General features: G+C 76.1%; 6 protein-coding genes. All 6 read right to left on the bottom strand.

Going from position 1 to position 15,371, the window contains the following annotated elements:
* Nucleotides 1-5: 5 nt before the first annotated feature.
* The 6 genes from ABD269_RS07490 to ABD269_RS07465 all read right to left on the bottom strand — a co-directional run bounded on the left by ABD269_RS07490 (nt 6) and on the right by ABD269_RS07465 (nt 15,341).
* Nucleotides 6-6,521 (bottom strand): amino acid adenylation domain-containing protein, encoded by a 6,516-nt coding sequence (locus tag ABD269_RS07490; RefSeq protein WP_344117047.1) that lies wholly within the window; start codon nt 6,519-6,521, stop codon nt 6-8.
* Entirely contained in the window at nt 6,518-11,599 is a 5,082-nt protein-coding gene (locus ABD269_RS07485; RefSeq protein WP_344117046.1) for an amino acid adenylation domain-containing protein, read from the bottom strand. The genes ABD269_RS07490 and ABD269_RS07485 overlap by 4 nt, the downstream gene beginning before the upstream one ends.
* Nucleotides 11,600-11,674: 75 nt before the next feature.
* The gene (locus ABD269_RS07480; RefSeq protein ID WP_301886818.1) at nt 11,675-11,899 is read right to left on the bottom strand and encodes an MbtH family protein; all 225 of its coding nucleotides are present in this window, start codon (nt 11,897-11,899) and stop codon (nt 11,675-11,677) included.
* A 56-nt stretch (nt 11,900-11,955) separates the two neighbouring features.
* On the bottom strand, nt 11,956-12,963 hold the full coding sequence (sbnB, locus tag ABD269_RS07475) for a 2,3-diaminopropionate biosynthesis protein SbnB (protein ID WP_344117045.1): 1,008 nt from the start codon (nt 12,961-12,963) through the stop codon (nt 11,956-11,958).
* Nucleotides 12,957-13,985, bottom strand: a complete 1,029-nt coding sequence (sbnA, locus tag ABD269_RS07470) for a 2,3-diaminopropionate biosynthesis protein SbnA (RefSeq protein ID WP_344117044.1) — start codon at nt 13,983-13,985, stop codon at nt 12,957-12,959. Before sbnA ends, sbnB begins: the two co-directional genes overlap by 7 nt.
* A 90-nt stretch (nt 13,986-14,075) precedes the next feature.
* Complete coding sequence (locus ABD269_RS07465) at nt 14,076-15,341, bottom strand: FAD-dependent monooxygenase (protein ID WP_344117043.1); 1,266 nt, start codon at nt 15,339-15,341, stop codon at nt 14,076-14,078.
* Nucleotides 15,342-15,371: the final 30 nt, after the last annotated feature.

Below are 15,371 nucleotides of genomic sequence, written 5' to 3'. Positions count from 1 at the left end.
GGGGTTCAGCCTTCGGTAGGGGTGTCGAGTGCGGCGGCGAGCGCGGCGACCGTCGGGTGCCGCAGGGCGGTCGCGAGGTCGAGCGGGAGACCGGCCCGGTGGGCGCCGGCCAGGACGGGCAGCACCAGCAGGGAGTCGCCGCCCAGGTCGCGGAAGTGGTCGTGGACGCCGACCCGGGCGACGCCGAGGACGTCCTGCCACACCTGTGCCAGCAGGCCCTCGCGGGCGGTGCGCGGCGCGGTGTACGGGGCGGTGACGGCCGTGTCCCCGCGCTCGGCCGTGGCGAGCGCGGCCGGGTCGCGCTTGCCGCTCTCCGTGAGCGGCAGGGCGTCGACCACGCGGTACGACACCGGGACGGTGCCCGCCGGGAGCAGCGACCGCAGCCGGTCGCGGAGTCCGGCGGCGGGGATGTCGCCGCCGTGGCCGTCTGCGGGCACGATCCAGGCGGTCAGCCTGGGCTCGCCGGACGGGCCGGGCAGGGCGGCGACCAGGGCGTCGCGGACGCGCGGGTCGGCCGTGAGCGCGGCCTCGGCCTCGGCGGGCTCCACCCGGTGGCCCCGCACCTTGAGCTGCCGGTCGGCACGGCCCGCGAACTCCAGCTCGCCGACGGGCAGGACGCGTGCCAGGTCGCCGGTGCGGTACAGGCGGCTGCCCGGTGCGCCGTACGGGTCGGGCACGAAGTGCGCGGCCGTGGTGGCGGGCCGTCCGGCGTAGCCGCGGGCCAGGCCCGCGCCGCCGATGTGCACCTCCCCGACGGCACCGTCGGGGACCGGGGCCAGGTGCTCGTCCAGGATCCGCAGCACGGTGCCGGGCAGGGCGCGGCCCAGCGGGACGAGGGGGCGGGTCGCGGGGCCGGTGACGCGGTGGGCGGCGGCGGCCACGGTGGCCTCCGTCGGCCCGTACTCCGCCGCGAGCCGCAGGCGTCCGCCGGCGGCCGCGACGCGGTCGGCCACCCGGTCGGCCTGGCCGCCGGGGTAGGCGTCGCCGGCGCAGACCAGCAGGTCCGCCAGGCCGCCGAGCTCCTCGTCCGTCAACTGCCGCTCCAGCAGGGCGAGGTGTCCCGGAGTGAGGCCGACGAAGGCGTGCGGGGCGTGCTCGGTGAGCAGCCCGCCCAGCTCGTCCGGGGCGAAGCGCTGCGGCAGCAGGTGCACGGTCCGGCCGGTCAGCAGCGGGCCGAACAGGGCGGGGACGCCCAGGTCGGCGCCGACCGAGGTGAAGAAGGGCGCGCCGCCGGGGGCTCCGGTGAGGTAGGTGTCCACGGCCCAGCCCAGGTAGTGGGCGAGCGCCTCGTGGGAGACGGCCACGCCCTTGGGGGTGCCGGTGGAGCCGGAGGTGTGCAGGATGTAGGCGAGGCGCGCGCCGTCCCGGCCCGCCGCGTCGCGCACCGGCGGCTCGGGGAGTTCCGCCCGCAGCGCCGCCGTCTCCCGCGGGTCGTCCACGACCAGGGACGTCCACGCCCCGGTCCGGTCCGCGTGGCCGGTCTCGGTGACGACCAGGCGGCAGCCGGCGTCGGTGAGCAGCGTGTGCAGGCGGGCGTCCGGTACGCACGGGTCGAACGGCACATGGGCGGCGCCGGACTTCCAGACGGCGAGCAGCGCGGTCACGAGGGCCGGGCCGCGGTCGACCAGCACGCCGACGCGCTCCTCGGCCGTGGCCCCGAGCGCCCGCAGGCGGCGGGCCAGGCGGTTGGCGTCCGCGTCCAGCTCGGCGTACGTCAGGCGCCGGCCGCCCGAGGTGAGGGCGACGGCGTCCGGGGTGCGGGCCGCCTGCGCCTCGAACAGGGCCAGGGCGTCGGGGCCGGGAGCGACCGCCGGGCCGTCGTGGCGCTCGTCCTCCTCCGGGTAGCCGCGGCGGGCGTCGCCGTCCGGACCCGTGGCGGCCATGTCCGCGAGGACGGCCCGGTAGAGGCGGGAGAGCCGCTCGGCGGCGTCGCGGCGCAGGGTGCGCGTGTCCGAGGCGATGCTCAGGAAGCCGCGCAGCGGAGTGCCGACGACGAGCGGGAACTCGTTGGGGCTGTCGTCACGGCTGGCCATGACGTCGACGATCTCGGTGTCGATCTGGTGGAAGTCCAGGTAGTGGAAGAGGACGTCGATGAGGTGGCTCTCGCCGCCGGGGCGGCGCATCGCCGGCATGGGGAAGCGGCGGTGCGGCCACAGCGACACCTCGGCGTCGAAGACCTGCCGCGCGAGCTCGCCCCAGGTCCGGGCGGTGCGCTCGTACGGGAAGGGCACCGAGTTGAGGTACATGCCGGAGACGGTCTCGGCGCCGCGTGCCTCGGGGCGGGCGTCGGCGACCATGCCGCCGCGGAACCTCCCCTGCCGGGTGAGGAGCGTGAGCACCTTGTTGTGCGCGGCGTGCAGGACGCTCTTGTACGGGACGCCCGTGGCGGAGGCCAGGGAGCGCAGACCGGGCTCCAGCTCGTGCAAGGGCACGTCGATGCGGTAGCGCTCGTCGGGCGCGTCCGGGGCGCCGGTCCAGCCCTGGGGGATGCGGAACTTCTCGTGCCCGTCGACCAGTTCGCGCCAGTACCCGCGGTCCTCCTCCGCGTCGAGGGAGCGCAGTTCGGCGGCGATGAAGTCGGCGTAGCGGACGGCGGGAGCGGGCGGCGCGGGCTCGGGGTCCAGGCCGTCGCGCAGCCGGCGGTAGGCGCGGAGCATCTCCATCAGCTGGGAGTGGTAGCTCCACCCCTCGATGATCGGGTGGCACTCGGTGATCGACAGCCACCAGCTCTCGTCGTCCAGGGTGTGGGTGGCCATGCGCATCAGCGGCGGCGCCGTGATGTCGAAGAGCTCCTCGCGGTCGCGGTCGGCGAACTCCCACAGCGCAGCCTCGCGTTCGCCCGCCGGCAGGTGCCGCAGGTCCTCGTGGAGGCAGGGCATCGTCGCGGCGGCGTGCACGATCTGGAGCGGCCGGGCGCCGCCGCCCGGGGCGGACAGCGCGAACGAGGTCCGCATGACCTCGTGGCGGGCGACGACCATGTCGGCGGCCCGCCGGAACGCCTCGGGGTCGAACGGGCGGTCGTCGCGGATCCGGAAGGAGGTGATGTTGTGGTAGCGGTTCTGGCCGCTGCCGCCGAACATCTCCAGGAACATGCCCGCCTGGATGCGGGAGACGGGGTACGCGTCGACGGCGTCGGCGGGCAGCGCCGCCCGCTCCTCGGCGGTGACCATCGCGAACGGCTCGACCGGCCGCAGCTGTTCGGGACCGTCGACGGCGCCGCTGTCCAGGGCGGCGCGGAGCCCGGCCACGGTGCGGTGCTCGAAGACGTCGCGCACCGCGACGGCCTGGCCGGCCTCGCGCAGCGCGCCGACCAGGGCCACCGCGCGCAGCGAGTCGCCGCCGAGGTCGAAGAAGTTGTCGTGGACGCCGACCGCGTCGAGGCCGAGTACCTCGGCCCACACGGCGGCCATGGCGCGCTCGCCGTCGGTGCGCGGGGCGACGTGCTCGCCGACGGCGGTGGCGTCGCGCTCCGGGGCGGGCAGCGCCTTGCGGTCGAGCTTGCCGTTGGCGGTCAGCGGCAGGGCGGCGAGGGTGACGAACGCGGCCGGGACCATGTAGGCGGGGAGCACCTCGCCGAGGGCCTCCCGCAGCCCGGCCGGGGCCAGATCGGCGGAGCCCGCGCCGGGCGCGGGCACGACGTAGGCGACGAGCCGCCTGTCGCCCGGGGTGTCCTCGCGGACGAGGGCGACGGCCTCGCCGACGGCCGGGGAGGCGGTCAGGGCGGTCTCGATCTCGCCCGGCTCGATGCGGTAGCCGCGCAGCTTGACCTGGTGGTCGGCGCGGGAGACGAAGTCGAGGTTGCCGTCCGGCAGGACGCGGGCGAGGTCGCCGGTGCGGTAGAGCCGGGACCCGGGCGCGCCGTAGGGGTCGGGCAGGAACTTCTCGGCGGTCTGGCCGGGCCTGCGCGCGTAGCCGCGCGCGAGCCCGATGCCGCCGATGTACACCTCGCCGACCGCGCCGACCGGCAGGGGCCGCAGCTCCTCGTCCAGGACGCGCATGGTGGTGTGGGGGATCGCGCGGCCGATGGAGACCAGCTCGGCGTCCTGCGGGCCGTCGACGAAGTACGCGGAGTTGCCCACGGTGATCTCCGTGGGACCGTACTCGGCGGCCAGCCGCGTGCCGTCCGGGCCCGCGGCGCGCGCCCACCGGTCGGCGAGGCGACCGGTGAAGGAGTCGCCTGCGGCGATCACCAGCCCGGCCAGGCCCGCGATCTGCTCGTCGTTCAACTGCCGCGTCAGCAGGTCCAGATGGCCGGGGGTGAGCTTGACGAAGGCGTAGGGCGCGCCCTCCGCCAGGACGCGGCCGAGCTCGGTGACGTCGGTGTCCTGGTCGACGAGGTGGACGGGCTGCCCGGTCATCAGCGGCGTGTACAGGTCGGGCACGCCGAGGTCGAAGGCGACGGAGGAGAACAGCGGCGCGCCCCCGGTGCCCGCGCCGGCGTAGGCGTCGACGGTCCAGCCGAGGTAGTTGGCGAGCCCCCGGTGGGAGATCAGGACGCCCTTGGGGCGGCCGGTGGAGCCGGAGGTGTAGATGACGTACGCGAGGTGGTCGAGGTCGTGGCCGCCGGGCGGCGGGGCGAGCGGTCCCGCCGGGCAGGCGCGCAGCGCTTCCCGCTCGGCCGCGTCGTCGAGCACGACGAGCCGGGCCGCTGCGGCGGCGAGGCGGCCGGCGTGGCGCTGCTCGGTGACCACGAGGGAGGTGCCGGTGTCGGCGAGCATGAACTCCATGCGCTCGTCGGGGTATCCGGGGTCGAGCGGTACGTACGCGGCGCCCGAGCGCCAGATGCCCAGCAGCGTGGCCACCATCTCGGGGCTGCGGTCCAGGAGGACGCCGACGGTGTCCTCGGGGCCCGCGCCGAGGGCGCGCAGGCGGGCGCCCACGCGGTCGGCCAGGGCGTCGAGTTCGGAGTAGGTGACGCGCCGGGCGCCGTGCACGACGGCGACGGCGTCGGGGGTCCGCGCGGCCTGGGCGGTGATGACCTCGTGGACCGGCCGCAGGGCGGCCGGGTCGAGCGGGGTCTTGGTGCCGACGGGGACGGCCGGGCCGTCCATCAGCAGGGACCGCTCGTCCTCGCCGAGGATGTCCAGGTCGTGGACGCGGGCCGTGGGATCGGCCGCGGCCGCGGCGAGCAGCCGGGTGTAGTGCCCGGCGATGCGCCGGGCCGTCGCGGCGTCGAAGAGCGCGGTGGCGTACTCCAGCGAGCCGTCGAGGGAGCCGTCGGCACGCTCCTCCAGGTGGACGGTGAGGTCGAAGCGGGAGATGCCGTAGGCCGGTTCGACGGGGGTCGCGTCGACGCCCGGCAGGTCGAGCGCGGAGGCGTCGTCCGCCCGGGCGAGGTCGAACATGACCTGGAAGACCGGCGTCGTGGACAGGTCGCGCTCCGGCTCCAGGGCGTCGGCGAGCCGGTCGAAGGGCGCGGACTGGTGGTCGAAGGCGGCGAGGACGCTCTCACGGCTCTCCTCGACGAGCCGCGCGAAGGTGGGCTCGCCCTCCCAGCGCAGCCGCAGGACAAGGCTGTTGAAGGCGTAGCCCGCCATGTCCCGCAGTTCGGGGCGGGTGCGGGCGGACACGGCCGTGCCCACGGCGATGTCGGTGCTCCCGGTGTAGCGGGACAGCAGGGCCTGGAAGGCGGTGAGGGTCACCATGAACAGGGAGGCGCCCCTCCCGGCGGCCCAGTCGCGCAGCCGGCCCGCGACGCCGGCGTCCACGGTGAACCGTTCGACGGCGCCCTCCCAGGAGCGCACCGCGGGCCGCGGCCGGTCGGTGGGCAGGTCGAGCGCGGTGAGTCCGGACAGCCGCTCCTGCCACCAGTCGAGGTCGGCGCGGGTGCCGGGGCCGTCCTGCTGCTCGTTGAGCCAGGCCGCGTAGTCCGCGTACTGCGTGGCCACCGGCTCCAGCGCGGGGGCACGGCCCGCGGCCTCGGCGCGGTGCAGCTCGCTCAGCTCGGTGAGCAGCAGCGGACGGGTGAGGGCGTCGCACGCGATGTGGTGGAGCACGACGACGAGGAGGTGGTCGTCGGCGGCGAAGCGGACCAGGCGCACCCGCAGCGGCGCCCGGCCGGCGAGGTCGAAGGGGACCGTGACCTCGTGGGCGAGGAAGCGCCCGGCCTCCGCCGCGCGCCGGTCGGCCGGCAGCCCGTCCCGCTCCACGAGCGAAAGGTCCACGGGGGAGGGCGCGTCGACGATCTGCCGGGGCTCCGCGCCGTCGAGCACGTACCGGGTGCGCAGGATCTCGTGGCGCCCGGCGAGCCGGTCGAACGCCCGCCGCAGGGCGTCGGTGTCCAGGGGGCCGCGCAGCCGGTACGCGAGCGGCAGCAGGTACGCGGGGCTCGCCGGGTCGAGCTGGTGCAGGAACCACAGCGCGCGCTGGCCGGCGGACAGGGCGAGCGGCTCGTCGCGGGACACCCGGGGGACGGCCCGGCGGGTGCGCCGGTCCGCGCCCGCCAGACGGCGGCGGAGCAGTTCCTCGCGCAGTGCGGTGGCCGCGGCGGTGTCCCGGCCGGTGGGGACGGATGTGGTCACGGCTGGTACTCCCTGTGGGCGGCGGCCAGTTCGGCCTCGGTCAGTGACGCGAGCTCGGCGCGTACGGCCGCTTCGACGGCCTCGGCCAGTGCGGCGACGGTGGGTTGCTCGAAGAGGGTGCGCAGCCCGAGCGCGACGTCGAACTCCTCCTGGATCCGGGCGACGACCCGGGCGGCGCGCACGGAGTCCCCGCCGAGGCGGAAGAAGCCGTTGTGGGCGCCGACGCGCGGGGCGCGGCCGTCCGGCCCGGTGAGGACCTCGCGCCAGATCTCCGCGATCGTCTCCTCCAGCGGCCCGTCGGGCGCGGTGAAGGGCGCGCCGTCGGCGACCGAGGACAGGTCGGGGGCGGGCAGCGCGGCGGTGTCGACCTTGTTGTGCCGGGTCAGCGGCACCCGGTCGAGCGGCACGACGAGGGCGGGCAGCATGTGCTCGGGCAGGAACCGGGCGCAGTGCGTGAGGAGTTCGTCCTGCGCGGGCAGGGAAGCGGCCGCCGGGACGCAGTAGGCGATCAGGCGGGCGTCGTCGCCGGTGCCGTGGACGCTCACCACCGCCTCGCCGACGCCGGGGTGCTCGACGAGCACGGCGCGTACCTCGTCGGTCTCCACCCGGCGGCCGCGGATCTTCACCTGGCCGTCGGCGCGGCCCGCGAAGACGAGCGTGCCGTCGGACAGCACCCGGGCCAGGTCGCCCGTGCGGTACAGGCGGGACCCGGGCGGTCCGTACGGGTCGGGCACGAAGCGCTCGGCGGTCAGGGCGGGGCGGCCGTGGTAGCCGCGGGCCAGGCAGCCGCCGCCCACGCACAGTTCCCCGGTGACACCGGCGGGCACCGGGCGCAGGTACGGGTCGAGGACGCGGGCCGTGGCGTGCGGGTAGGGCAGGCCGATGGGCACCGCGGTCGCCGCCGTGTCCGCGTCCCAGCGGGTGGCGGCGATGGTGGTCTCGGTCAGGCCGTACTCGTTGACGAACCGCTTCAGGCGGCCGGCGAGGTCCCGGGCGAGCGCGGGCGGGCAGGGCTCGCCACCGGTCTGCCCGGTCAGCAGCGGCCGGGTGCCGAGCCCCGCGTCGATCAGCATGCGCCAGTGGGCGGGCGCGACCTGCAGGTGGGTGACGCCGTGCCGGTCGATCAGGCCGAGCTGCGCCGTGTGGTCGGCGGTCTCGGCCTCCCGGGCCAGCACCACACGGCCCCCGGCGACGAGCGGCATCAGCAGCTCGGTGAAGGAGATGTCGAAGGTGGGCTGGGCCAGCGCGAGCCAGGCGTCGTCCGGGCCGCGGCCGAAGTCCAGGTGGTCGCGGGAGGCCCGCAGCATCCGCAGCAGCGTGCGGTGTTCGACGGCGACGCCCTTGGGCCGGCCGGTGGAGCCCGAGGTGTAGAGCACATAGGCGAGGCGGGCCGGGTCGGGGGCGCCGTCGCCGTCCGGGAGGCCGGTGCGCGGCGCCGGGGTCCGGCCGGTCAGCACCGGGTCGGTGTCGACGGCGAGCGCGAGGCCCCGGTGGACGCCGGCGAGCCGGTCGAGGCCGTCGGCGTCCGAGACCAGGACGCGGGCCCCGGAGTCGGCCAGGATGTGGGCGAGGCGCTCGTCGGGCGCGGCCGCGTCCAGCGGTACGTAGCCGGCGCCGGCCCGCCACACGCCGAGCAGGCAGGCGAGGAGATCGGGGGTGCGCGGCAGCAGCACCGCCACCGTGGACTCCGGTGCCGCGCCCAGGTCGAGCAGCCGCTGGGCGAACAGCCCGGCGCGCTCCCACAGCCGCCCGTACGTCCACGCCTCGTCGCCGCAGACCACGGCGGTCGCGTCCGGGGCGCGGCGCACCGAGTCCGCCACGGCGCCGTGGACGTGCCCCCCGGCCTCCTCGGCCGCGCCGGGTGCCGCGCCGAGTGCGAGCAGCCGGTCGCGCTCGGCCGCGGGCAGCAGCTCGGCCTCGGCCAGCCGCTGCGCCGGGCCGTCCACGAAGGACTCCAGGAGCCGGGTCCAGCAGGCGGCGAGCCGGTCCACGGTGGTGGCGTCGAACAGCGCGGTGGCGTACTCGGCCATGCCGAGCAGGCTGCCGTCGGACTGCCGCTGCACCATGAACGTGAGATCGGTACGGGCCGACTGCCAGGCGTCGCGGAAGGCGGCGAGGTCGGCGCCCGAGAGGGCGGTGCCGGTGCGGCCCTCCTCGTGGAAGTCGAACATCACCTGGTAGAGCGGGGTACGGGACAGGTCGCGCTCCGGGGCCAGCTCCCGCACCAAGTGGTCGAAGGGCAGCTCCTGGTGGGCGAAGGCGTCCCGGACGGTGTCCCGCACGGAGGCGATCGCGTCCCGCACGGTGTCCTCCCCGGCCACCTTGCAGCGTGCCACCAGGGTGTTGAGGAAGAAGCCGGCGACGTGGTCGACCTCGGGGCGGTGCCGGCCGGCGACGGGGATGCCGACGGCCAGGTCGGCGCGGCCGGTGAGGCGGCCGAGCAGCGCGGCGAACGCGGCGAGCAGCGTCTGGTGCAGCGTGGCCCCCGAGCCGTGCCCCAGCTCCTCGACCCGCTCGACCAGGCCCGCGGGCACGGTGAAGGTGCGGACGGCACCCCGGCCGTCGCGCTCCCTCGGGCGCGGCCGGTCGGTGGGCAGCTCCAGCGGGGCGCAGCCGTCCAGCTCGGCCCGCCAGTGCGCGAGTTCGCGGCCGAGCCGGGCGGCGTCGAGGCGGCGGTGCTGCCAGGCGGCGTGGTCGGCGTACTGCACGGGCAGCTTGGGCAGCCGGGCCGGGACGCCGGTGCGGACGGACTCGCCCAGGGCGAGCAGGTCGCGCTCCAGGACGACCGACGTCCAGCCGTCGCAGGCGATGTGATGGACGCACAGGACGAGCACGCGGCCGCCGTCGGCCTCCTCGATCAGCAGCGCCCGCCACACCGGGCCGTGCCGCAGGTCGAAGCCCCGGCCGAGCTCCTCGGCGAGCAGCTTCCGCCGGTCCTCGGCGTCCGTCACTGCGGCGACCCGCAGTTCCACGGGGGTGCCGGGCCCGTCCACGATCTGCACGGGGCCTTCGGGGCGCGGCTCGTAGCGGGTGCGGAGGATCTCGTGCCGGCCGGCGAGGTGCTCCAGCGCCGTGCGTACGGTCTCCCCGGTCCAGCCCTCGGGCAGCCGGATCCACAGCGGGGCCGTCCAGTCGGGGCTGCCCGGGCGCATCTGCTCCAGGAGCCACAGGCCCTGCTGGCCGGGTGCCAGCGGCAGGCCCTCGCCCCGCGGCACGGGCACCACGGCGCCGTCGTCGTCGCCGGTGCCGGGGGCCGCGCCGTCCCCGCCCGCGAGCAGGGCCGCCTGGGCCGCCACAGTGGTGGCGGTGAACAGCTCGCGCAGGTCGATCCGCCGCGCGGCGTGCGAGGTCAGCCGGTCGGCGAGCCGGGTGAGCAGGAGGGAGGAGCCGCCGCGCTGGAAGAAGTCGTCGTGGGCGCCGACGGCGCCGGCGGGCAGGTCGAGCAGGGCCGCCCACATGGCGGCCACCGCGTGCTCCTCGGCCGTGCGCGGCGGCACCGGGGGCGCGTCGGATCCGGCCCCGGTCCCCGGGTGGGGCAGGGCCGCGCGGTCGATCTTCCCGTTGGCGGTCAGCGGGAACGTGTCGACGGGGACGAACACGGCCGGCACGAGCGGGTCGGGCAGCGTGCGGCGGAGGAAGGCGCGCAGCTCGTGCGGGTGCGGCGCCGTGCCGCGGGTCTGCACCCAGGCGACGAGGCGGTGCCCGCCCCGGCCGTCGGGCACGGCCGCGACGACGGCCGCGGCCGTCCGCGGGTGCGCGGTCAGCGCGGCCTCGACCTCGCCGGGCTCGATGCGCACGCCGTTGACCTTGACCTGGTGGTCCAGGCGGCCGAGGTACTCGAGGGTGTCGTCGGAGCGCCACCGGACCCGGTCGCCGGTGCGGTACAGCCGCGCGCCCGGCTCGCCGTACGGGTCGGGCACGAAGCGCTCGGCCGTCAGGGCGGGGCGGCCGTGGTAGCCGCGGGCCACGCCCGCTCCGCCCGCGTACAGCTCACCCGCCACGCCGCGCGGCACGGGCCGGCCCCGGCCGTCGAGGACCAGTGCGCGCAGATTGCCCAAGGGTCGGCCGATCGGCACCGGGCCGGTCTCCTGGGCCGCGTCGAAGCGGTGCTCGGTGACGTCCACGGAGCACTCCGTGGGCCCGTAGGTGTTCCAGATCTCCGCGGCCGGTACGTGCGCGAGCAGCCGGTGGCACAGCTCGGCGTAGAGCGGCTCGCCCGCGCTGAAGATCAGCCGGAGCGCGCCGCAGCCCTCCCAGCCGGGCGCGTCCGCGAGGGCGCGCAGCACGGAGGGCACGGCCTGCAGGACGGTGCACCCGCCCTCGGCCACGGCCCGCAGCATCGCCGCCGGGTCGCGCTCGGCGCCCCGCGGGGCGAGCACGACCGTGCCGCCGCTGATCAGCGGCGAGAACAGCTCGAGGCCGGCCGCGTCGAAGCCGATCGTGGTCTTCTGCAGGACCCGGTCCGCCGGGCCGAGGCCGTGCTTGACGGCCAGCCACCGCACCCGGTTGGCGATGCCCGAGTGCGGCACGACCACGCCCTTGGGGCGCCCGGTGGAGCCGGAGGTGTACAGCACGTAGGCCGCTCGCCGGGCCGCCTCGGCGGGGCCTCCCGGCAGCTCGGGTGCGCCGTCGCACGCGCCCTCACCGCTCCCGTCGCCCTCCTCGCGGACCTCGCCGTTCCCGTCGAGCAGCACCACGCGGGTCCCGTCGAGCTCCGGAAGGGCCGGGGCGGCGTCGCGCTCGGAGAGCACGATCGGCGCCCGGGTGTCGTCGAGGACCCAGGCCAGCCGGTCGGCCGGGTGGTCCGGGTCCAGCGGTACGTACGCGGCGCCCGCCTTCCACACGGCCAGCAGCGAGACGACCAGGCCGGGGCCGCGGCGCAGGCACACGCCCACGAGGCTCTCGGGCCCGGCGCCGAGCGCGCGCAGCCGGTGCGCCAGCCGGTTCGCCCGCCGGTCCAGCTCTCCGTAGGTGAGACCGGCCCGGCCCGAGCCGACCGTGTCGACAGCGGTCGCGTCGGGGGTACGCGCCGCCTGCGCGGCGAACAGCTCTGGCAGCAGCGGACTCGGGGCGTTCACGGGGTGCTCCTTCGGAAAGACGGCCTCGGACGGCCTCGGGGCGGGGAGAAGAGGGGGACCGGACGGCGGGGCCGGTCAGCCTGCGGCGGTTTCCATCCGGCGGCGCAGGCTCAGCGGCCGCATGTCGTTCCAGACCTCGTCGATGCGGGCCAGGCACTCCTCGCGGCTGCCCTCGGTGCCCTCGGCGTGCCAGCCGGCGGGCAGCGGCCGGTCGGACCACCAGATCGAGTACTGCTCCTCGTCGTTGAGGACCACGCGGTAGGCGCGCTCCTCCGGGGCGGCCGTGGTGCTGTTGTCCATGGGGGTGTCTCCTCTGCGGGAAGGCGGGACGGAAAGAGGTGCGGAAGAAGGGGAATTCAGCCCTGGTGGCCGGGCTCGGGCAGGAACCCCTCGACGAGGACGCCCAGTTCACGGCTGCGCGCCTCGTCGCGGACCCAGCGGGTGAGGGCGAGGTCCAGCACGCCCAGGCCGAACGGCGAGAAGACGGCGACACGGGCCGGGTCGCGCCGGAAGTCCGAGGTGCCGCGCAGCAGCGCGCCGATGTGCGCGTCGACGAAGTCCCGGCCGCCGGTGGCCTGTTCGGCCAGGTGGAGCGAGGTGCTCTCACGGCAGACGTGGTCGGCGTCGTCGACGACGTTCTGCGCGCCCAGTACGGACTCGACCGTCAGGTCGCGCAGCGAGACGTGCAGGACGGTCGCGCCCGGCCGGCAGGCCGAGAGGCCCATGTGCGGCACCCCGGCGGTGGTGGCGAGCGCGACGAGCGCGTGGGCGCCCAGGGCGTCCTCGGCCCGCTCCGCGACGGTGACGGTGGCGTCCGGGAGCATCGCCTGGGCCTCGGCGGCGAAGGCCGCGGCCCGCTCCGGGTCCAGGTCGAAGACGGTGACCTCGGTGAGCGAGGGCAGCCGCGCCTTGGTGAAGCGCAGCACCTCGCGGTTGATGGGACCGCAGCCGAGGAGGGCGATGCCCCGGGGCTCGGATTCGGTCACCAGCAGGCCGGCGGCGAGCGCGGCGGAGGCCGCGGTGCGCTTGGCGGAGATCAGCGACGCCTCGACCCAGGCCTCCGGGCGGCCGTCCGTCGTGGAGTTGAGGGCGATGGCGGCGCTGGCGCGCTCCAGGCCCCGGGCCACATTGCCGGGGAAGCTCGCGATCCACTTCATGCCGGCGACCGGCTCGTCCCCGCCGACGTAGCCGGGCAGGCCGATGATGCGGTCGCGGGGCGCGTCGGGGAAGCGCAGGAAGACCGAGTGGGGGAGCGCGGTGCGCCCCTCGTCGTGGAGCCGGTACGCCTCGCTCACCAGCGACATGATCCGGTGCTCCTGGCCGTCCAGGATGTCGCGCACCTCGCGGTGGCCGATGATCAGCAAGGGACGGTCTCCTTCGTTTCGAGGGTTTCGAGGATGTCGAGGTGGGTGCCGCGGTGGTCCGGGTGCGCCGTCGGCTCCTGCCACAGATGCGTGACGTCACCGAAGTTCCGGCGCACCCAGGAGTCGGAGTAGACGGTGTCGAGATAGCGGTCGCCGCCGTCCGGCAGGACCAGCGCGACGGTCGCCCCCGCCGGGATGCCCGGCGCGAGCCGCTCCAGCGCGGCGACGACGGCCCCGGAGGAGCCGCCCGCGAGGATGGCCTCCCGCTGCATCAGGCGCCGGCAGCCGACCACCGACTCCAGGTCCGTGACGTGCTCCACCCGGTCGGCGGAGGTGGGGTCGAGCAGCGCGGGCACCACCGAGGCGCCGTGCCCGGGGATGAGCCGCGCGCACGAGACCGGGGAGTCGAACAGCGCGCTGCCGACGGCGTCCACCGCGACGACCGTGGTGGACAGCCCGTTGCGGCGGATGTAGCGGGCGCAGCCGCCGAGGGTGCCCGTGGTGCCCGCGGCGCAGAAGAGGTAGTCGACCCGCCCGTCGAGGGCGCGGTCGATCTCCGCCATGGTCTCCAGGTGCGCCTCGGGGTTGCGGGGGTTGGCGTACTGGTCGGGCCGGTAGGCGTACGGAACGGTCGCCATGAGCTCGGCGACGCGGCGCAGCCGGCCGGGCAGGAACTCGCCGGTGGCCGGGTCGGGTTCGGAGATCATCTCCACCTCGGCCCCGTAGGCCCGCAGGATCGCCAGGTTCTGCTCGGTGGTCCGGGCGTCCACGACGCAGATGAACCGCAGGCCGAAGTAGCGGCAGATCTGGGCTATGCCGATGGCGAGGTTGCCCGAGCTCGATTCGATCACCGTGGAGCGGCCCGGCACGAGTTCGCCGGAGCGGATGAGCCCCAGCAGCATGCTCAGTGCCGAACGGTCCTTGATGCTGCCACCGGGGTTGAAGCGCTCGACTTTCGCGAAGACGCGGAATTCGAAATCGGCGGCCAGCCTTTCCAGTTCGACCAGGGGGGTTCCGCCCACGGTCGAGAGGATTCCCTTAAGCCCCTGCACGGTCACAGATTCCCCTTTTCCGTGCGGAATTCGATGGGTTCATCTTGGAAGGGGTGGCTATCATCCGCCTATATCTCCCCCGGTGGCCGCCGCCCGCGTCCCGGGCCCGGCGGCGAGAGCGGCCTCGGCGTCGTGCCGCTGGATCCAGCCGACGTCCTGGACCATGCGGCTGAGCGCGCCGGGGGTCCCGGAGTTGCCGGCGGACCCGGCCGCGCCGGGAGCGCCGCCCTGCTGCGGCCGCCCGCCGCCCAGCCGCAGGGATCCGCTGTCGCGGGAGCCCAGTTGGACCTTCGCCGTGTGCGGGCGGCGACTGTCCTCGTAGCGGCGCAGCGCCGCCGCGACGCCCGCCCGGCCGGGCTCCGCCTCGGCGAGGCAGAGCGCGAGCGCCATGCCGTCCTCGAACGCCTGGTTGGCGCCCTGGCCGTGGTGGGGCAGCATCGGGTGGGCCGCGTCGCCCAGCAGGGTGGTCCGCGCCGTGCTCCAGCGCTCCAGCGGCTCCCGGTCGTACAGGGCCCAGCGCCGCACCTCCCCGGCCCCGGCGGCCACGGACAGGGCCTCCGGCGTCCAGCCCGCGAGCGCGGCGGCGAGGTCCTCCCGCCGTCCGGCGCTCGTCCAGGACTCCTCGGTCCAGTCCGGGTCCGGCACGACCGCCACATACGTGAACTGCCGCCCCCCGCTGACCGGGTAGCACAGCAGCCGGGCCGCGGGGCCGGCGAACATGTACATCAGGTCCGGCGAGAGCGCGGGGACCGCGTCGGCGTCCACCAGCCCCCGGAAGGCGCTGTTGCCGGAGAAGACGGGGTTCTCGGCACCGGCCACGGAGCGGCGTACCAGGGAGTGCACGCCGTCCGCGCCGATCAGGACGTCCGCGTGGGCGACGTCGCCGTCCGCGAACTCCAGACGCACCCCGTCCGCGGTCTCCTCGTGCGCCACCAGCTCCTTGCCGGTGCGCACCACTTCATCGGGCAGCAGCCCGGCGAGCGCCCGGTGGAGCTCGCCGCGGTGCGCGGTCAGATACGGGGCACCGAACTCCTCCTCCCAGGCCGCGCCCATCTCCTGCCGGGTGAGCACCCGGCCGTCGACGAACGCCCGGACCTCCAGCGCCTCCGGCCGCACGGCGTGCTCCGCCAGGAAGCCGTCCAGGCCCAGCCGCCGCAGCAGCCGGGTGCCGTTGGGGCCCAGGTGCATCCCGACGCCGTCCTCGCGCAGCCGGTCGGCCCGCTCGTACACCGTGACGTCCAGACCCCGCCGCCGCATCGCTGCGGCCGCCGCGAGGCCGCCCAGGCCCGCGCCCACGACCGCGATCCGCGGCCCCTTGCCGTCCATCGTCGCGTTCTCCTCGATCCTCGATTGATG

This window comes from Streptomyces blastmyceticus (genome assembly GCF_039521185.1).
Classification (GTDB): domain Bacteria; phylum Actinomycetota; class Actinomycetes; order Streptomycetales; family Streptomycetaceae; genus Streptomyces; species Streptomyces blastmyceticus.
Note: the sequence above shows the minus strand (reverse complement) of the source record. Positions and strands in the feature narration are given on the sequence as shown.